The sequence below is a fragment of the Streptomyces sp. NPDC002125 genome, assembly GCF_053593715.1.
The window spans coordinates 630,500-648,922 of the sequence record NZ_JBSFDD010000001.1 but is presented as its reverse complement, the minus strand read 5'-3'; the positions used below and the strand labels follow the sequence as shown (position 1 = coordinate 648,922).

Here is an 18,423-nt window from a genome sequence, read left to right as displayed (position 1 = left end):
ATGAGCGACACCCCGGACAGCGCCGTCCACACGTACACCCAGAAGCATCGCGCGGCCTTCCTCGACGACCTCGCCGAGTGGCTGCGCATCCCTTCCGTATCCGCTCAGCCGGAGCACGAGGGGGACGTACGGCGCAGTGCCGAGTGGCTGTCGGACAAGCTGGCGGAGACCGGTTTCCCCGTCACCGAGGTCTGGGAGACGCCCGGCGCCCCGGCGGTCTTCGCCGAGTGGCCGTCGCAGGACCCCGACGCACCCGTCGTCCTCGTCTACGGCCACCACGACGTGCAGCCCGCAGCCCGCGCGGACGGCTGGAACAGCGACCCGTTCGAACCGGTGATCCGCGACGGCAGGATGTACGGAAGGGGCGCCGCCGACGACAAGGGCCAGGTGTTCTTCCACACACTCGGCGTCCGTGCCCATCTCGCCGCCACCGGCCGCACCACCCCCGCCGTGCACCTCAAGCTCCTCGTCGAGGGCGAGGAGGAGTCCGGCTCACCCCACTTCCGCGCGCTGGCCGAGGAGCGGGCCGCACGGCTCGCCGCCGATGTCGTGATCGTCTCCGACACCGGCATGTGGGACGAGAACACCCCGACCGTCTGCACCGGGATGCGCGGCCTCGCCGAATGCGAGATCGAGCTGACGGGCCCCGCCCAGGACATCCACTCCGGGTCCTTCGGCGGCGCGGTCCCCAACCCCGCGACCGCGCTCGCCCGTCTCGTCGCCGCCCTCCACGACGAGGACGGCAGGGTCGCGGTCCCCGGCTTCTACGACGGGGTCACCGAGCTCACCGAGACCGAGCGGGAGCTCTTCGCCCAGCTGCCCTTCGACGAGGACACCTGGCTGCGCACGGCCTCCTCGCGGGCGACAGCGGGCGAAGCCGGCTACTCCACCCTGGAGCGCGTCTGGGCCCGCCCCACCGCCGAGGTCAACGGCATCGGCGGCGGCTACCAGGGCGCGGGCAGCAAGACCGTCATCCCCTCGTCCGCCTTCGTGAAGCTGAGCTTCCGGCTGGTCGCGGGCCAGGACCCGGAGCACATCCAGGAAGCGGTCCGCGCCTGGGCCGAGGCCCGGGTCCCCGCCGGTGTCGGCCACCGGATCACCTTCTCCCCCGCCACCCGCCCCTGTCTGACGCCGCTGGACCACCCCGCGCTCCAGGCGGTCGCCCGGGCCATGGGGCGGGCCTTCGGAACGAAGGTCCTCTTCACCCGCGAAGGAGGCTCGGGCCCCGCCGCCGACCTCCAGGACGTCCTCGGAGCGCCCGTCCTCTTCCTGGGCATCTCCGTACCGTCCGACGGCTGGCACGGTCCCGACGAGAAGGTCGAACTGGATCTTCTCCTCAAGGGCGTGGAGACCACCGCCCATCTGTGGGGCGAGCTGGCCACCGCACTCCGCTGAATCTCTGAACGCCCGATTCCACCCCCGGGGGAGTAGGAAGCACCTGTGAGCACCTTCGACAACGCCACCGCAGACCGTCCGATCGGTCTCACCGCGCCCAGCGGTATCGACCGCGCGGCGCACCACCGGCTCGACGAGGCATGGCTCGCCGCTGCCTGGAGCCACCCGACGACCAGGGTCTTCGTCGTCTCCGGGGGCCAGGCCCTCATCGACGACACCGCCGACGGCGGCACCGAGCTCGTGATGACACCCTCCTTCGAGGCGCCGCTGACCGAGACCCACCGCTACTTCCTGGGCACCGACGCGGACGGCGTGCGCTACTTCGCGCTCCAGAAGGACTCCCTGCCGGGCCGCATGGACCAGTCAGCGAGGCCCGCCGGTCTGCGCGAGGCGGGGATGCTCCTCGGCCCGCGCGACGCCGGACTGATGGTGCACGCCGTCGCCCTGGAGAACTGGCAGCGGCTCCACCGCTTCTGCTCGCGCTGCGGTGAGCGCACCGTCATCGCCGCCGCCGGCCACATCCGCCGCTGCCAGGCCTGCGGGGCCGAGCACTACCCGCGGACCGACCCCGCGGTGATCATGCTCGTCACCGACGACCAGGACCGCGCGCTGCTGGGGCGCCAGGTGCACTGGCCCGAGGGCCGCTTCTCGACGCTCGCGGGCTTCGTCGAACCCGGGGAGTCGATCGAGCAGTCCGTGGCCCGCGAGGTCTTCGAGGAGGCGGGCGTCACCGTCGGCGAGGTCGAGTACGTCGCCAGCCAGCCCTGGCCGTTCCCCTCCAGCCTGATGCTGGGCTTCATGGCCCGGGCCGAGTCCTCGGAGATCACCGTGGACGGCGAGGAGATCGAGGAGGCCCGCTGGTTCTCCCGCGAGGAGCTGACGGAGGCCTTCGACTCGGGCGAGGTGCTGCCCCCGTTCGGCGTCTCGATCGCCGCCCGGCTGATCGAGCTCTGGTACGGCAAGCCGCTCCCCAGGCCGGGCAACACGGCCTGAGGGCCGCCGCGTGTACGACGAAGGCCCCCGCCTCGCCGGGGGCCTTCGTCGTACACGGCAGGCGGGTCAGGCGCCGATCTTCTGCTTGACCTGGGCGAGCGAGGGGTTCGTCAGCGTCGAACCGTCGGGGAAGAGCACGGTGGGAACCGTCTGGTTCCCGCCGTTCGCCTTCTCGACGAAGGCTGCCGACTCCGGGTCCAGCTCGATGTTGACCTCGGTGTACGCGATGCCTTCGCGGTCCATCTGGCCCTTGAGCCGGCGGCAGTAGCCGCACCACGTGGTGCTGTACATCGTCACAGTGCCCGGCATGTCGTCGGTGCTCCCTTGTCTCGTACGTCTCACTGGGAAGGCGGGACGCGTACGCGCACGTACCTTCCCGCACTGACCCAACGCACGGGGGCCGAAGGCCATTCCCGGCCGCCCCGACCGGTACGACAAACGCCGGGCCCTGTGGACAACCGCCGCACCCGCACCCTGCGACCTGGCAGCATGGCGGGGTGACAGCAGCAACGCATTCCACCCTCTTCCCCCAGGTCCCCGACTCCGCGGACGCCGTGCTCGACGGGCTCGACCCGGAGCAGCGCGAGGTCGCGACGGCCCTCGGCGGACCGGTGTGCGTGCTGGCCGGAGCCGGGACGGGGAAGACGCGGGCGATCACGCACCGCATCGCCTACGGGGTGCGTGCCGGGATCCTCCAGCCGACGACCGTGCTCGCCGTCACCTTCACCAACCGTGCGGCGGGCGAGATGCGGGGCCGGCTCCGCCAGCTCGGCGCGACCGGGGTGCAGGCCCGCACCTTCCACTCCGCGGCCCTGCGCCAGCTCCAGTACTTCTGGCCGAAAGCGGTCGGTGGCGAGCTTCCCCGCTTGGTGGAGCGCAAGGTCCAGCTGGTCGCCGAGGCCGCCGCCCGCTGCGGAATCCGGCTGGACCGCAACGAACTGCGGGACACCACGAGCGAGATCGAGTGGGCCAAGGTCACCCAGACCGTCCCCGCCGACTATCCGGCCGCCGTCGCGAAGACGCGGCGCGACGCCCCGCGCGACCCGGCCGAGCTCTCCCAGATCTACGCGATGTACGAGCAGCTGAAGCGCGACCGGTCGGTGATCGACTTCGAGGACGTGCTGCTGCTCACCGTCGGCATCCTCCAGGACCGGCACGACATCGCCGATCATGTGCGCCGGCAGTACCAGCACTTCGTCGTCGACGAGTACCAGGACGTCAGCCCGCTCCAGCAGCGGCTGCTCGACCTCTGGCTCGGCGACAGGGACGACCTCTGCGTCGTCGGTGACGCGGGGCAGACGATCTACTCCTTCACCGGCGCCACCCCCGACCACCTGCTGAACTTCCGCACCCGCCATCCGAACGCGACGGTGGTCAAGCTGGTGCGGGACTACCGCTCCACACCCCAGGTGGTCCACCTGGCCAACGGCGTCCTGAGCCAGGCCACGGGCAGGGCCGCCGAACACCGGCTGGAGCTGGTCTCGCAGCGCGACAAGGGCCCCGAGCCCGTCCACACCGAATATCCGGACGAGCCCGCCGAGGCCGAGGGCACCGCCCGCCGGATCCGCGATCTGATCGCCGCCGGAGTCCCGGCCGGGGAGATCGCCGTGCTCTACCGGGTCAATTCCCAGTCCGAGGTCTACGAGCAGGCGCTCGCGGACGCGGGCGTGCCCTACCAGCTGCGCGGTGCCGAGCGCTTCTTCGACCGTCCCGAGGTGCGGGAGGCGGGCGTCGCCCTGCGCGGCGCCGCCCGGGCCGGGGGCAACGACTCGCTGCTCGACGGCGCCGACGACCTGCCCTCGGAGGTGCGGGCGGTGCTCTCCACCAAGGGCTGGACCTCCAAGCCGCCCGCCGGCTCGGGGGCGGTGCGGGACCGCTGGGAGTCGCTCGCCGCGCTGGTGCGGCTGGCCGAGGACTTCGAACAGGCCAGGCCGGGGGCGACGCTCTCCGATCTGGTGGCCGAGCTCGACGAGCGGGCCGCCGCCCAGCACGCGCCGACCGTCCAGGGAGTCACGCTGGCGTCGCTGCACTCGGCGAAGGGCCTGGAATGGGACGCGGCGTTCCTGGTCGGACTCACCGAGGGCATGATGCCGATCGCCTACGCCAAGACCGACGAGCAGGTCGAGGAGGAACGCCGGCTGCTCTACGTCGGAGTCACCAGGGCACGCTTCCACCTCTCGCTGTCCTGGGCCGTGTCCCGGTCGCCCGGCGGGCGGGCGAGCCGCCGGCCCACCCGCTTCCTGAACGGGCTGCGGCCCGGCTCGGCCGCGCCCGGCACACGGGGCGGCACCGGAGGAGGCGGCGGCATCGACCGCGGCTCCCGCACGGGTGCGGGGCAGGGCGGCACGGGCAGGGAGGCGCAGGCCAGGCCCGGTCGGCGCGGGCCGGTGCGGTGCAGGGTCTGCGGCAGGACGCTCACCGATGCCGGTGAGATGAAGCTGATGCGCTGCGAGGACTGCCCGTCGGACATGGACGAGGGGCTCTACGAGCGCTTGCGCGAGTGGCGTGCGTCCACGGCCAGGGAGATCAGCCAGCCCGCCTACTGTGTGTTCACCGACAAGACCCTGATGGCCATCGCCGAGGCGGCGCCGGCCAGTGAGGGGGAGCTCGTCGTCATCGCCGGGGTCGGCAACCGGAAACTCACCAGGTTCGGTGACGATGTGCTGGCCATCTGCGCAGGCCGGGACGCTGATCCGGGGCCCGAGGAGGACGACGGCGAGGTGTGAGAAAAACTCGTCCAGAAAATAGTTTGCGCGCGCAGCAGTCATCACCATAGGTTCTTAACCACGGGAACAGCGACTTCTCTGAAGCCCTGACTCCGTGCTGTACTTATCCGAATACCGCAGGATCGGCCCCGGCCGGTCCCTTGAGACGCCGAGAGGAGGCGATTGTCGTGATCAGCATCATCAACACCATCAAAATGACCGATCCGTCGGTCGTCTCCACCTGCTCGCTCGGCCTCACCCGTTCGTCGGCTCTCTCCCTCCGTGGCATCGGTGCGTCCGGCGTCTCCGCCGTCAGCCCGCTGTCCCTGGCGAGCCTGCCCGTGCGGGAGCGCAATGAGCGACCGACCGAGGCACCGGAAGCAGCAGTAGCGAAGGACCAGGCCAAGGCCTATGCCTTTGCGGCAGCCGGTGCCGGAGCCAAGCAGACGACGCAGCACCACACGATGTGGGCCTTCCGTGGGCCTGAACCCTGGAGTGATCCAGCCTGATGCGAATCAGGCCGGCGCCTTCAGGGCCGCGGAACCCCACTCGGGATCCGCGGCCCTTTTGTTTTGTCCGAACGGATGAGACGAGACGAAGGAGCCTCGGGACAGCAGGACCTGGTACCAGCCGCCAACCGGCCAACAGGCCGGCACGACCAGACGAGGACAACGCCACCGTGCAACTCGAGACGCACGCCCCGTCCGTACCGCCTTCCGACACGATCTCCCCGCCCGGCCTCACGGAGGACTCCACCTTGATCCCGCTCACCGCGCTCACCGCGCTCGACGACGCCATCGAGAACCTCGGCGTACCCGTCCCCTGCCGCTCCTACGACCCGGAGGTCTTCTTCGCCGAGTCGCCGGCCGACGTCGAGTACGCCAAGTCCCTCTGCCAGACCTGTCCGCTCATGGAGGCCTGCCTCGCCGGAGCCAAGGAGCGTCGCGAGCCGTGGGGCGTCTGGGGTGGCGAGCTGTTCGTCCAGGGCGTCGTCGTCGCCCGCAAGCGTCCGCGTGGCCGTCCGCGCAAGAACCCGGTCGCGGCGTGACCGCCGGCCTGGGGGTCATGTCCCCCACACGAACGAAGCGCATCGGAACCATCGACCGTCCCCACACCCATGACCCCCGAAATCAGGCACCAATGACCACCCCCACGAGGGAGCCCGTCGGCTCCGCCACCCCGGACGTCACCATCATCGGCGCGAACGACTCGCGTCAGAACAGGACCCGCGAGATGCAACTCATCCCAGAAGCCCTGGCCCGTGCGCATATGCACGAGCGCCTGAGGGAGGCCGAGCAAGGACGCCAGGCCGAGCGTCTGGTCGCCGCCCGGCGGATGCAGCGCCGGGCGGAGCGCGCTTCGATGCGCGCCCGCCGTGCGCTCGCCATGGCCGTCATGCACTGACAGCCGGCCGAACCGCGCCACGGCGCACCCCGGCTGCCGGGCAACCGCTCCGCCACTCACGGCAGCCACTTCCCCTTCTGCGGGGCCGGTCCGAACGGACCGGCCCCGCAGTGCGTTCACCGCGCTCCGGCCGGCCGGCGGCGTTATCGTCGCGAAGGTGGACGAGGAGACGCATCACCCCGCGAACCCCGGCCCGGACCGAGGCTCAGGCCGGGAACCCGGCCCGGACCCGGACCGCGTGACGTGTGCTCGCTGCGGCACCGGAGCGGAGGGGGAGGACCCGCCTCCCACCTGGCTCTGCTCCGTGGAGAACGGCAGGCGCGAGTACGTCTGCGACAACTGCGCCCGGGAGCACATCAGGGCGATCGAGAGCCGACTCGACTCCAACTGGTGGTGACACCCGGCCACGGCCGGCGCGCACCTCGGCCTGTGACGACAGCCGCCGTACCCGGGCGGACCGCCCGGCCGTACCTGGGCCCGTCGCCCGGCCGGCCGTACCTGGGCCCGTCGCCCGGCCGCCCGTCCTGGGCCGTCGCCCGGCCGCCCGTCCTGGGCCGTCGCCCGGCCGGCCGTACCTGGGCCCGTCGCCCGGCCGCCCGTCCTGGGCTGTCGCCCGGCCGCCTACCCTTGGACCGCGGTGTTCGCGTCGGCGTCGGCACGGGCCTCGTCGTCGGCATCGTCGGTGTTGGCATCGGTGTTGGCATCGGCCTCGATCTGCGTCCCCTGCCCGGAGTGCTCTTCGGCCTTCTCCTCAGCCACCGCCTCCATCTCCTCCGCATCCTCCGCTCCGCCTTCGTCCGGCGCGTACTCCAGGAGGAACCCCGGCAGCCAGGACTCCAGTTCGTCCCGAAGCCGGACTGTCGCGCCCAACTGGCACAGCACGCCGATCGTGCTGAGCGTGACCCGATGTATCAGGAGGTAGGACGGGGGGAGGTTCAGCTGCTTGCCCAACTGGTGCGCGGGGGAGCGCGGATCGGCGATACGGGCGGCCTGGCTGCGCAGCCAGGAGCGGGTGAAGCTGAACTCCTCGACCTGGGCGGGCTCGATGATCGGCAGCAGATATTCGAGCACGGCGTCCGGGTCGAGCTCGATCGACTCCTTGACGAAGCCGGCCTCGCGGAGCATCGCGTAGACGCCGTCCGCGTCACCCTCCAGCGTCATCCGCAGGGCGTCGCCGATGGTGTGCGGCAAGCCCCCGGGCAGCCGGTCCACCGTGCCGAAGTCCAGCACTCCCAGGCGCCACCGGCCGGGATCCCCGCCCGGCCTGCCCACCACTTCGCCGTCCTCGCCCGACGCGCTCACGCCCGACGCGCTCACGCCCGCGCCGCCCGGGCCTGAGGCATCCGAGTCCGAGGCATCCGGGTCCGAGACGTCCAGGCCCGAGACATCCGGGCCTGTGGCATCCGGCCCTGTGAGATCCGGCCCTGTGAGATCCGGGTCCGAGACGTCCGCTTCCCCGCCGTCCAGTACCAGGGCGTCCGCATCCGACGGGGGCAGCAGCCGGAAGTTGCCCGGATGCGGGTCCGCGTGCAGCAGGCCCGTGCGAGCGGGGCCCGAGAACAGGAAGCGTGCCAGCAACTGGCCTGCCCGGTCCCGCTGTTCCGGTGTCCCGTCGGCGATCACCTCGGACAGAGGTATTCCGTCGATCCACTCCGTCACCAGCACCTGCTCGCTCTGGTGCACCACCCCCGGGATCACCACATCCGGGTCGTCCTCGAACTCCGCGGCGTGTTCCTGCTGGGACCGCGCCTCCAGCTCGTAGTCCAGCTCCTCGGAGACCCGGTTCCGCAGTTCCGTGATGAGGGGCTTGATGTCCATCCCCGGCACCAGGGGGCCGAACAGCTTCGCGAAGCGGCTGAGTTGGGTGAGATCCGAGAGCAGGGCCTCACCCGCGCCCGGATACTGCACCTTCACGGCCACATCCCGGCCGTCGTGCCACACGGCCCGGTGGACCTGCCCGATCGAGGCCGCCGCGGAAGGCTGGTCGTCGAACTCGGCGAACAGCTCCCGCCAGTTCTCCCCGAGCCGCTCGGCCAGCACCCCGTGGACCGTACGGGTCGGCATGGGCGGAGCCGCCTCCTGAAGCTTGGTCAGCGCCGCTCGGTAGGGTCCGGCCACGTCCTCGGGCAGTGCGGACTCGAAGACGGACAGTGCCTGTCCGAGCTTCATCGCACCGCCCTTCAACTCGCCCAGCACTTTGAAGAGCTGATCGGCCGTGCGCTGCTGGACCTCTCGGGCCACGATCTCCGCGGACTTTCCGCCGATCCGCTTGCCCAGCCCCCACGTGGCACGGCCGGCGAAGCCGAGCGGTAGCGCTGCCAGCTTCGCGGTACGGGTGACCGCCTTCCGGGGAAGATCAGACATGTGCCCCTCCAGTTCCCAGACTGCCGTCCCGCGTGAGTACGGGCTCCGCTCCGTCGGCGGCGGTCACCCCGCCATTGTGTCCTGCGGGGCGGCGGCTGCGGAGGTGAGCTCCCCCTCAGTGTGCCCTGCGGCACCGCAGTCGCAGTCGAGGTGCGGATCCAGCCGGTCCGACCGCCAGTCCAACAGCGGCATGGCCGCCTCCCACCGCGCCCCCGTGCTGGCCGGCAGCTCACCGTCCAGAAAGGACAGCGCATGGGCGGTGGCGAGCCCGGCCACCGCGGTCGCGAGCCCCAGATCGCAGGCCTGCACACCGTGACGCCGCCCCGACCTCCACTGCGCGAGCATCCGAGGCCACTGCGGGTCCGCCTCCGCACGGCGCAGAGCCAGGCAGCCCGCGCACCCTGTGCCTCCGGGCAGAACCAACGGCCCGACCACACCGGTGGCCTCGATCACCCCGGCGTAGAGATGCGGCGTACCCGAAGCGATCCATGGCGCCGCCGTGCCGGGATCGGGGGCGTAGACCGACAGGCCGTCCCTGGGCGCCACGACGACGAGGGACAGCGCGGCCTCGCCACCGGCGGGGGACGGGTCCGGACCGCCGGCGCGCGGAGGGCCGCCGACCGCGGACCTGCGGACCAGCTGGCGGGCCGCCGTGTCCCTGCGCTCCCCGACCGACGCGGCGGGGAGACCGCCCGGTGCGACGTCCCACGGCTCGGTCCGGCCCCCGTCGAGCACCTCGACCTGCCCCACCCCCGAGCCGGACAGCAACGCGGCGATCGCCGCACCGACCCGGCCCGCGCCGCGCACCTGGACCCGCATCGCGCGCCGTGCCGCGAGCCTGCGCAGCCCGCTGCCGGGCGCCGGGTGGACGACGGAGAGGGCCGCCGCGTCCGGACGCTGTCGATCGAGGGTCTCGGCCCGTCGGCGTAAGGCATCGGCCTCCGGGCCGCCCGCGTCCGGATCGTCCAGCAGACCCGCCTCCGTAAGACGGGATACGAGAATGTCCACGTGACGGTCCGACAGATCCAGAGCCCTGGCCTCTTCGCGGAGCAGAGGCAGTCCGCGTGTTCCGTCGAGCAGTTCCAGAAAGCTTCCGGTGGCGATATCCATCGGGCCGAGCGTTACCGCGTGGGCGGGCGTCACACCGAATTGCACGGTGTTCCGTCCGCGCCAGGCGCGGCGGAGTGCGGGCTTCAGCATCGGATGCATGACTTCTCCCAGGTCGGTGTCGGGATCTGTTGCCAGAATGCAACGTGGCCGCGAACCGGGTCCGAAAGTTATCCACAGGCTGGGGTATTAGTCGTTCAAATGGTGCAAGCCGAGAAGTGGATCAACGTTGAACAGTCGAGGAGGCGGGACTTCCCGCACCGGCAGCGGGTAACGTCGTGGCGTGCCCGTCGACTCCTCTCCCGGTCTCGCCGGGGAGATTCCCGCGCGCAGCGCCGGACGCCAGCAGCGCAGCGCAGCCACCCAGCAGCCCCGCGCTTCGGTGACGAGCGCGGTCGAGGTCCGCAGGAGCTCCCGGCGCAGACGAACGGTCTCCGCGTATCGCGAGGGTGACCGCACCATCGTGCTCATCCCCGCCCGGATGTCGGAGGCCGAGGAGCAGCGCTGGGTCGGCGTGATGCTCGACAAGCTCGCGGCCCAGGAGAGCAAGCGCGTCATCGGCGACGGCGAGCTCGCCGAGCGGGCCGAGCGGCTCTCCGCCCAGTACCTCGACGGCCGCGCCCGCCCCGCGTCCGTGCGCTGGGTGACCAACCAGAACACCCGCTGGGGCTCCTGCACCCCGGCCGAGGGCAGCATCCGCCTCTCGCACCGCCTGCAGGGCATGCCGGAGTACGTCGTCGACTACGTCCTCCTCCACGAGCTGGCCCACCTGCTGGTCCCCGGTCACGGACCCGGGTTCTGGAGACTGCTGGAGGCGTACCCCCGTACCGAGCGCGCCCGTGGCTATCTCGAAGGTGTCGTGGCGGCCGACCGGCTCCCCCACCTGCCCGCCGCCCGCGAAGAGTGACGTTGCCGATTCTGTACCGGCTCTGTACCGACTTGGCTCATTGTCGCGGTTTGCGGTTAGCCTGACGCAACGCATTCACCTTCGGGATGGGGGACGGTCGTTACGCATGGCCAGGGAATTCCAACGCGGCCACAAGGCCAAGATCAGTGATCTCACGTCAGGGACGGATCTGTACGTAGGCGTGCAGATCGCGGGCCCAGGCCTGACGTTCGACATCAGCTGCTTCGGTCTCGATGCCAATGAGCAGCTCTCGGACGACCGTTATTTCATCTTCTTCAATCAGCCCAAATCGCCCGAGGAGTCCATTCAGCTTCTCGGTGCCCAGGCTGGTGACACCGAGTCGTTCCGCGTCACCCTCGACCGCATTCCCGCGAACATCCACAAGCTGTCCTTCACCGCGACTGTCGACGGTGCCGGTCAGATGTCGCAGGTCGGCCCCGGATACATCCGGATCGTCGCCGGCGGAGAAGAAGTGGTGAAGTACGCCTTCACCGGTTCGGAGTTCACGACCGAACGCGCGGTCATGCTCGGCGACTTCTATCTGAAGGACGTCTGGCGGTTCGCCGCGGTCGGCCAGGGCTTCGACGGCGGGCTCGACGCCCTCCTCAAGAACTTCGGCGGCGAGGTCGCCGAGGAGGCAGAACCGGAGCCCCAGGGCGCCGCCCCCGGCTTCGCCCCGCCCGCACAGGCCGCCGCGCCGCCCGCCTTCGGAGCCCCCTCCGCTCCCCAGGCACCGCAGCCCGCACCGGCGTTCGGAGCCCCGGCGGCTCCGGCTCCCGCCCCGCAGCAGCAGCCGGTGCACGCCGCCCCGACGATCGCGGCCCCCCTGGCGCCGCAGGCCCCGGCTCCGTACGGACAGCCGTCTCAGCCGCCCCAGTTCGGGCAGGTCCCGGGCCAGGCCGCACCGCCGCAGGCGCCGCCGTACGGGCAGCAGCCCCCGGCAGCTCCGCAGTTCGGCCAGCAGCCTCCGGCGGCTCCGGCCTTCGGCCAGCAGCCCTCTGCGCCCTTCGGTCAGCAGCCCCCGGGCGTGCCGCAGGGCGTGCCCCAGGGAGTCCCGCAGGGCGGCGCCGGCCTGCAGGCCGCGTTGCAGCCCTACAAGGAGGCGCCCACCGGGCAGCGCTGGACCTCGCAGAACCAGCAGCTCATCCGCGTCGACCTCACCATGGGCGGCAACCCGGTGCTGGCCCGCCAGGGCAGCATGGTGATGTACCAGGGCAAGGTCGACTTCGGCTACAAGGGCGCGGGCTTCGCGGGCCGCATGGTCGGCAACGCGACGGGCCAGGAGATGCAGCTGATGCGCTGTACCGGCCGGGGCCAGGTCTTCCTCGCCGAGGAGGGTTCGCATCTGCATCCCATCGAGCTGCAGGGCGACGGCATCTGCGTATCGGCGGAGAACGTCCTCGCTTTCGACGAGTCCCTGCAGTACGAGGTCCGCAGGATCGAGGGCCACGGCATCCCTGGCGGCGCTCTGTTCACCATGCAGTTCCATGGCTCGGGCACCGTCGTCGTCAAGACCCACGGTATTCCCGTCGTCCTGCCGGTCACCCCGACGACCTTCGCGGACTGCAACGCCGTCGTCGCCTGGTCGTCCGCGTCCCAGGTCATCCTCTCCAGCCAGGTCCGGCTGCGGCGCAACGCGTACCCGGGGCACAGCGGGGAGACCGTGAACCTCCAGTTCCGGGGAGCACCCGGGAACTTCATCGTCGTCCAGCCCTACGAGGTCTGAGGGAGCCCGTCATGAACCAGCAACTCGCGGGCTTCGCCCCGACCCCCGTCACGGCCCGCATGGAGAACCACGGCCGCACGATGCTCAAGGTCGCCATGGCCACCGGCCAGGACCTCTACGCACGTACCGGCTCGATGGTGGCCTACGAGGGCTTCATCCAGTACGAGCCCAACCCGCCCGCCGTCCGCCAGATCGCCTCCCAGTGGATCTCGGGCGAGGGCGCGCCCCTGATGAAGTGCGCGGGCGACGGACTGCTCTATCTCGCCGACTACGGCGCCGATGTGGTCGTCATCAATCTCAACAACGACTCCCTCTCGGTCAACGGCACCAACCTGCTGGCTTTCGACGGCCACCTCAGCTGGGGCGTGGAGCGGGTCAAGGGGCTGGCGAAGTTCGCCGGCCAGGGCCTGTGGAACGTCGCGATCCAGGGCACCGGATGGGTCGCCATCACCTCGCGCGGCACGCCGATCGTCGTCGACTGCGGCCGGGGCGACGACGAGACGTATGTCGACCCGGACGCCCTCGTCGCGTGGTCCCCGAACCTCAAGGTGAAGGGCAAGCGCAGCTTCAAGGCGAGCTCGCTCATCGGGCGGGGCAGCGGAGAGGCCTACCAGATGGCCTTCTCGGGCCAGGGCATCGTCGTCGTCCAGCCGAGCGAGGACAGTACGGACCGCCTGCGGATCCGGCACTGAGCGGGGGGAGAACACATCATGCAGAGTCCGCTTTTCAGTCACACCGAACAGCAGTCGCAGGACCGGTACACCGTCCAGAACCCGCAGCTCCTGCGGGTCTCGCTGACCGGCCACGACGACGTGCTCGCCCGTAAGGGCGCCATGGTCGCCTACCAGGGCCTCATGGAGTTCGACGGCGAGTACCAGACGCAGGGCCAGCGCCGCGCCCGCAGGAACACGGGCGAAGGCCTGGACCTGATGCGCTGCTCGGGGCAGGGCACGGTCTTTCTGGCCAACCTCGCCCAGTACATCCACGTCATCGACGTCGACCACGAGGGCATCACCGTGGACAGCGCCTACGTCCTGGCGCTGGACTCCTCGCTGCACACCGAGGTCATCGCGGTGGACAGCCAGTACGGGATCTCCGGTACCGGCAAGTACCAGCTCAACATCTCCGGGACCGGCAAGGTCGCGCTGATGACCTCGGGGCAGCCGCTGATGATGCAGGTCACGCCCGACAAGTACGTCAACGCCGACGCCGACGCGATCGTCGCCTGGTCCTCAGGGCTGAGGGTGCAGATGCAGGCCCAGACGCACTCCTCGGGCGTCTTCAGGCGCCGGGGCAACACGGGGGAGGGCTGGGAGCTCAGCTTCCTGGGCCAGGGCTTCGCCCTCGTCCAGCCGAGCGAGGTGCTGCCTCCGCAGAACGCCCAGATCGGCCAGGGGGCCGCAGCTCAGTTCGGCGTGGGCCAGCACGGCTCCCACGGCCAGAACCAGAACAACGCCTGGAACTGAGCCTTCCGGCACAGCCCGAGGGGCGGTCTCCCGTGGGGGAGACCGCCCCTCGGCGGGTTCCAGGGTCCTTCGCGCCCTCGAACGAAAGGCTTCAGGCGTCCCGCTCCACCCGGGCGCGGGTGCTCTCCAGCAGCCGCACGACCGAGGTGTCCGCCACGCCCGCCACCTCCTCGTAGGGGAACCAGCGCAGATCGAGCGACTCGTCACTGATCCGCTCCACGGCCCCGGCCGAGGCCGTCGCCGCGTACTGCACGTCCAGGTGCCAGTGGCAGGGCGCCGGGATCGGGTGCCGGTCCAGCCGGACGGGCCCGCCGGGCAGCAGGGTGAGCCCGGCGATCCCCGACTCCTCCGTGGCCTCACGCAGGGCGGCCGCCGCAAGGGTGCTGTCCCCCGGCTCGCAGTGCCCGCCCATCTGCAGCCACATCCGCAGCTTCCTGTGCAGCGTCAGCAGCACCCGGCCGCGCTCCGGGTCGATGACCAGCGCGCTGGCCGTCAGATGCCCGGCTCCGCAGGCCTTCCACATGCCGTCGGGGTGCGCCGCCAAGTGGTCTAGATACGTCAGCCGCAGCTCCGACTGCTGCGCGTCGGCCCCGTCGTACTCCTTGAGTACGGAAACCGCGTCGTCGTGCAGGCTCACCGGTCGGATTCGCCCTTGCCTTCGCCCTTGGCGTCGTCCCCGGGCTCGTCCTCGCTCCGTTCCTCGGCGGCGGGCTGCTGCGTGCCCCTCGCCGCCTCGCCGAGCATCTTGTCCAGCTCCGAGAAGTCCAGCTGCTCGTGGTGGACGAAGCCGTCCGGGTCGTCCAGGTCCTGTGCCGTCGGAAGCATGTCCGGGTGGCCCCAGAGCCCGTCCCGGCCGTCGACGCCCCGGGCGTCCGTGAGCGAGGCCCACAGCCGCGACGCGTCCCGCAGCCGGCGCGGACGCAGCTGGAGCCCGATGAGCGTGGCGAAGGTCTGCTCGGCGGGACCGCCGGTCGCACGGCGCCTGCGCATCGTCTCGCGCAGCGCGTCCGCCGAGGTCAGCCTGGACTTCGCGGCCTCGTGCACCACCGCGTCCACCCAGCCCTCGACCAGGGCGAGAGCGGTCTCCAGACGGGCCAGCGACGCCTTCTGCTCCGGGGTGTCCTCCGGCTGGAACATGCCCTGCTGGAGCGCGTCCTGCAGCTGCTCGGGCTGCGACGGGTCGAACTGGCCGACGACGTCCTCCAGCTTGCTGGTGTCGACCTTGATGCCGCGCGCATAGGCCTCGACCGCACCGAAGAGATGCGAGCGCAGCCACGGGACGTGGGCGAAGAGCCGCTGGTGGGCCGCCTCGCGCAGCGCCAGATACAGCCGCACCTCGTCCTGCGGCACGCTCAGGTCCTTGCCGAACCGCTCGACGTTCAGCGGAAGCAGCGCGGCCTTGCCCGCAGGACCGAGCGGAAGACCGATGTCGGTCGAGCCGACGACCTCGCCCGCGAGGACGCCCACGGCCTGCCCGATCTGCTGGCCGAACATGGCACCGCCCATCGAGCGCATCATGCCGATCAGCGGGCCCGCCATGGCCTGCATCTCCTCCGGCAGGACATCACCCATGGCCAGTCCGACGCGCTCGGCCACCGGGTCGACCAGCTGCTGCCAGGCCGGCAGCGAGGCCTCGACCCACTCGGCGCGGCTCCACGCCACCGTCGAGACCGAACCGGAGGGGAGCGACGTCACACCGTCGAGCCAGAGGTCGGCGAGCCGCAGTGCCTCGTCGACGGAGGACCGCTCCGAAGGGCCGACGCTGGCGTCCTTGCTGCCGTCCGCGGTGCCCTGCGACACCGTCTGGCGGGCGATCTGCTTGGCCATGTCCCAGTTGACCGGCCCGCCCTCGTAGCTCAGCATCTGGCCGAGCTGCTGGAAGGCCGCACCCAGGTCGTTCGGGTTCATCGAGCCGAACATCGCCGCGAACGGGTTGTCGCCGCCCGCGCCCGGCCCGAAGCCGAACGGGTTCGCCGGCCCGCCCGAGCCCTGCCCAGCACCGGTGGGGTCCTTCTTCTTGCCTTCGTCGCCGTCTTCCGGCTCCTCCGGCGGAAGGCCGAATCCGAATGGGGTGTCACTCACGGGTTTCCTCGGCTCGTAGGGCCGCCGGCTCGAACCGACGGCGACTGCCCGACATCACCATCCAGCGTAGACACCAAAGACCGCTTGGGGCCTCAGTGCTCCGCCGGCTCCCGGCCTGCGGCAGGATGGACGCCACCTGGTACGTACGCGTCATTCGGGTACGTACTGAAGACAACCGCTGGAGACGCCCGGTGAGTTCCCCAGATCCGCAGGTTCGCGCAGCGCGAAACCTGGCCGACCCCTCGCCCGAAAGCAAGCCCACGAAAAAAAGTCCCAGAAGCCGCGGCCCCGTCGTCGCGGTCACCGGTGCCGCGACCGGCGTCGGTGAGCTGCTCACCGCCCATCTCGCCGCATCCGACGAGATCAAGCAGGTCATCGCCATCGACGAGCGCCGGGGCGACGTCTCCGAGGCGACCTGGCACATCCTGGACGTACGGGACCCCGCCATCGCCGAGAAGCTGCGCGGTGCGGACGTCGTCGTGCACCTGGCGCTCGACCTCGACCTGGAGACCGACCCCGCCGCCCGTACCGCGTACAACGTGCGCGGTACGCAGACCGTGCTGACGGCCGCCGCCGCCGTGGGCGTCCACCGGGTCGTGCTCTGCACCTCGGCGATGGTCTACGGAGCCCTGCCCGACAACGACATCCCGCTCTCCGAGGACGCCGAGCTGCGGGCCACGGCCGAGGCCACCGGCGTCGGCGACCTGCTGGAGATCGAACGGCTCGGCCGCCGCGCGCCCCGCGCCCACCCCGGTCTCAACGTCACGGTGGTGCGCCCCACGGTCCTGGTCGGGAACACCGACACGGCACTCACGCGCTACTTCGAGTCGCCCAGGCTCCTCGTCGTCGCCGGTTCCCGCCCGGCGTGGCAGTTCTGCCACGTCGACGACCTGGTGACTGCCCTGGAGTACGCGGCCCTGGAGAAGATCGAGGGCGAGTTCGCCGTCGGCTGCGACGGCTGGCTCGAGCAGGAGGAGGTGGAGGAGCTCTCGGGCGTGCGTCGCATGGAGCTGCCGTCCGCCGTCGCCCTCGGCGCCGCCGCCCGGCTGCACCGGATCGGCCTCACCCCTTCGCCGGCGGGCGATCTCGCCTACACCATGCACCCCTGGGTCGTCAGCGTGAGCAGGCTGCACGACGTCGGATGGCGTCCCCGGTGGACCAACGAGGAGGTGCTCGCGGCCCTCCTCGAAGAGGTCGAGGGGCGTCACACCGTCGCGGGCCGCCGGCTCGGCCGCAAGGACGCCACCGCCGCGGGGGCCGCAGGGGCCACGGTCGCTCTGCTCGGCACGGCCGCGCTGGTCAGACGGGCTCGCAAGGCGCGACGCCGCTTCTGAGGACTGCCCCCTCTCCCTTCCGACGCCCCCTGGTAGGAGGCTCCAAGCGGACCGGCGCGCCGCCGGTCGAAAACGCTATTCCGCGATTTCGGTGCCGTGCGGCACGATGGCCTCATGGAACGCACTCACGATCACCCCGGCGAGCAGGCGGCCCAGGACCCCATCCGGCTCCTGGACATCCGCGACACGCCGCTCTCCGTCGACGAGGTCTTCAGGGCGGTCGGGGACGACGCCGCGGGAGGCACGGCGCTCTTCGTCGGCACGGTGCGCAACCACGACGGCGGACAGGACGTCGGCGCCCTCGGATACTCCTGCCATCCGACGGCGGTCGACGAGCTCCGCAGGGTGGCCGAGAAGGTCGTGGCGCAGTTCCCCGTGCGCGCGCTGGCCGCCGTCCACCGGGTGGGTGAACTGGCCGTGGGCGATCTGGCGGTGGTCGTCGCCGTCTCGTGCGCCCATCGGGGTGAGGCCTTCGAGGCCTGCCGCAAGCTGATCGACGACCTCAAGCACGAGGTCCCGATCTGGAAGCACCAGCGTTTCTCCGACGGCACGGAGGAGTGGGTCGGAGCCTGCTGAGCGCAAACCGCCCCGGGGGTCATCAGCCCCGATTTGCGTAACCCCACCCCTGCCATGAGCGTTGGTCCTGCACGTGGTTAATCTTCTGATCGTCAGTTGCGGTCGCTCATGGGGTAGGGAGGTCGTGATGGCAGCACTCGCTTGGCTCTTGATTCCGCTTATAGCTGCTCTTGGCGCGGCGATATGGGGCGGGTGGGCAGCCCGCAATCGAACGACCGGCGATGTCACCGAGCTCGCCGGCTACGCCAGGTTCCGTGAGGCGATGGAGAAGTCGCACTCCGGTTCCGAGGCCGTCTGAGACTCCGGCAGCCGTACGCAGTTGCCAATCCGGCACCGCGTCCGCTCTCCGTACGCGCGTACTCCG

At 71.0% G+C, this 18,423-nt stretch carries 19 protein-coding genes; 14 read left to right on the top strand and 5 right to left on the bottom strand.

Annotated elements, in window-relative coordinates:
• Both ACWCQM_RS02850 and nudC read left to right on the top strand, forming a co-directional pair.
• Positions 1-1,395 carry a dipeptidase gene (locus tag ACWCQM_RS02850; RefSeq protein ID WP_450913574.1) on the top strand — a complete coding sequence of 465 codons (1,395 nt, stop codon included), beginning with the start codon at positions 1-3 and terminating at the stop codon, positions 1,393-1,395.
• A 45-nt stretch (positions 1,396-1,440) separates the two neighbouring features.
• Positions 1,441-2,388: an NAD(+) diphosphatase gene (nudC, locus tag ACWCQM_RS02845; RefSeq protein ID WP_450913573.1), complete on the top strand. Its 948-nt coding sequence runs from the start codon at positions 1,441-1,443 to the stop codon at positions 2,386-2,388.
• A gap of 66 nt (positions 2,389-2,454) precedes the next feature.
• On the opposite strand, the gene ACWCQM_RS02840 is transcribed toward nudC, so the two are convergent.
• Entirely contained in the window at positions 2,455-2,697 is a 243-nt protein-coding gene (locus ACWCQM_RS02840; RefSeq protein WP_073744993.1) for a mycoredoxin, read from the bottom strand.
• Between the two features lie 188 nt (positions 2,698-2,885).
• Between ACWCQM_RS02840 and ACWCQM_RS02835 the strand changes: the two genes are divergently transcribed.
• The 5 genes from ACWCQM_RS02835 to ACWCQM_RS02815 all read left to right on the top strand — a co-directional run bounded on the left by ACWCQM_RS02835 (position 2,886) and on the right by ACWCQM_RS02815 (position 6,894).
• Positions 2,886-5,114: an ATP-dependent DNA helicase UvrD2 gene (locus ACWCQM_RS02835; protein ID WP_450913572.1), complete on the top strand. Its 2,229-nt coding sequence runs from the start codon at positions 2,886-2,888 to the stop codon at positions 5,112-5,114.
• Between the two features lie 167 nt (positions 5,115-5,281).
• Positions 5,282-5,602, top strand: a complete 321-nt coding sequence (locus ACWCQM_RS02830) for a hypothetical protein (RefSeq protein ID WP_450913571.1) — start codon at positions 5,282-5,284, stop codon at positions 5,600-5,602.
• Between the two features lie 170 nt (positions 5,603-5,772).
• Positions 5,773-6,141: a WhiB family transcriptional regulator gene (locus tag ACWCQM_RS02825; protein WP_073744999.1), complete on the top strand. Its 369-nt coding sequence runs from the start codon at positions 5,773-5,775 to the stop codon at positions 6,139-6,141.
• A 17-nt stretch (positions 6,142-6,158) separates the two neighbouring features.
• Positions 6,159-6,497, top strand: a complete 339-nt coding sequence (locus ACWCQM_RS02820) for a hypothetical protein (protein ID WP_073746055.1) — start codon at positions 6,159-6,161, stop codon at positions 6,495-6,497.
• Between the two features lie 157 nt (positions 6,498-6,654).
• Complete coding sequence (locus ACWCQM_RS02815; protein ID WP_450913570.1) at positions 6,655-6,894, top strand: hypothetical protein; 240 nt, start codon at positions 6,655-6,657, stop codon at positions 6,892-6,894.
• Positions 6,895-7,118: 224 nt separating this feature from the next.
• Here ACWCQM_RS02815 and ACWCQM_RS02810 read toward each other — a convergent pair whose 3' ends face one another.
• Together ACWCQM_RS02810 and ACWCQM_RS02805 are read right to left on the bottom strand one after the other, a co-directional pair.
• Complete coding sequence (locus tag ACWCQM_RS02810; protein ID WP_450913569.1) at positions 7,119-8,861, bottom strand: ABC1 kinase family protein; 1,743 nt, start codon at positions 8,859-8,861, stop codon at positions 7,119-7,121.
• 63 nt (positions 8,862-8,924) lie between these two features.
• Complete coding sequence (locus tag ACWCQM_RS02805; protein WP_450913568.1) at positions 8,925-10,070, bottom strand: ThiF family adenylyltransferase; 1,146 nt, start codon at positions 10,068-10,070, stop codon at positions 8,925-8,927.
• A gap of 181 nt (positions 10,071-10,251) precedes the next feature.
• Between ACWCQM_RS02805 and ACWCQM_RS02800 the strand changes: the two genes are divergently transcribed.
• The 4 genes from ACWCQM_RS02800 (at position 10,252) to ACWCQM_RS02785 (ending at position 14,067) form a co-directional block, all read left to right on the top strand.
• On the top strand, positions 10,252-10,875 hold the full coding sequence (locus ACWCQM_RS02800) for a M48 metallopeptidase family protein (RefSeq protein WP_267079619.1): 624 nt from the start codon (positions 10,252-10,254) through the stop codon (positions 10,873-10,875).
• Between the two features lie 106 nt (positions 10,876-10,981).
• Complete coding sequence (locus tag ACWCQM_RS02795) at positions 10,982-12,601, top strand: TerD family protein (RefSeq protein WP_450913567.1); 1,620 nt, start codon at positions 10,982-10,984, stop codon at positions 12,599-12,601.
• 11 nt (positions 12,602-12,612) lie between these two features.
• Positions 12,613-13,293, top strand: coding sequence for an AIM24 family protein (locus ACWCQM_RS02790; protein WP_450913566.1), 681 nt, complete (start codon positions 12,613-12,615; stop codon positions 13,291-13,293).
• A gap of 18 nt (positions 13,294-13,311) precedes the next feature.
• Complete coding sequence (locus ACWCQM_RS02785) at positions 13,312-14,067, top strand: AIM24 family protein (RefSeq protein WP_450913565.1); 756 nt, start codon at positions 13,312-13,314, stop codon at positions 14,065-14,067.
• 91 nt (positions 14,068-14,158) lie between these two features.
• Here ACWCQM_RS02785 and ACWCQM_RS02780 read toward each other — a convergent pair whose 3' ends face one another.
• On the bottom strand, positions 14,159-14,704 hold the full coding sequence (locus tag ACWCQM_RS02780; RefSeq protein ID WP_450913564.1) for an NUDIX hydrolase: 546 nt from the start codon (positions 14,702-14,704) through the stop codon (positions 14,159-14,161).
• A complete protein-coding gene (locus ACWCQM_RS02775) occupies positions 14,701-16,149 on the bottom strand; it encodes a zinc-dependent metalloprotease (RefSeq protein WP_450913563.1) in 1,449 nt (482 codons plus the stop codon). Before ACWCQM_RS02775 ends, ACWCQM_RS02780 begins: the two co-directional genes overlap by 4 nt.
• A gap of 191 nt (positions 16,150-16,340) precedes the next feature.
• Between ACWCQM_RS02775 and ACWCQM_RS02770 the strand changes: the two genes are divergently transcribed.
• The 3 genes from ACWCQM_RS02770 (at position 16,341) to ACWCQM_RS02760 (ending at position 18,357) form a co-directional block, all read left to right on the top strand.
• Positions 16,341-17,483 carry an SDR family oxidoreductase gene (locus ACWCQM_RS02770; protein ID WP_073745013.1) on the top strand — a complete coding sequence of 381 codons (1,143 nt, stop codon included), beginning with the start codon at positions 16,341-16,343 and terminating at the stop codon, positions 17,481-17,483.
• Between the two features lie 114 nt (positions 17,484-17,597).
• A complete protein-coding gene (locus tag ACWCQM_RS02765; protein WP_450913562.1) occupies positions 17,598-18,059 on the top strand; it encodes a molybdenum cofactor biosynthesis protein MoaE in 462 nt (153 codons plus the stop codon).
• 127 nt (positions 18,060-18,186) lie between these two features.
• Positions 18,187-18,357, top strand: a complete 171-nt coding sequence (locus tag ACWCQM_RS02760; RefSeq protein ID WP_014048224.1) for a hypothetical protein — start codon at positions 18,187-18,189, stop codon at positions 18,355-18,357.
• Positions 18,358-18,423: the final 66 nt, after the last annotated feature.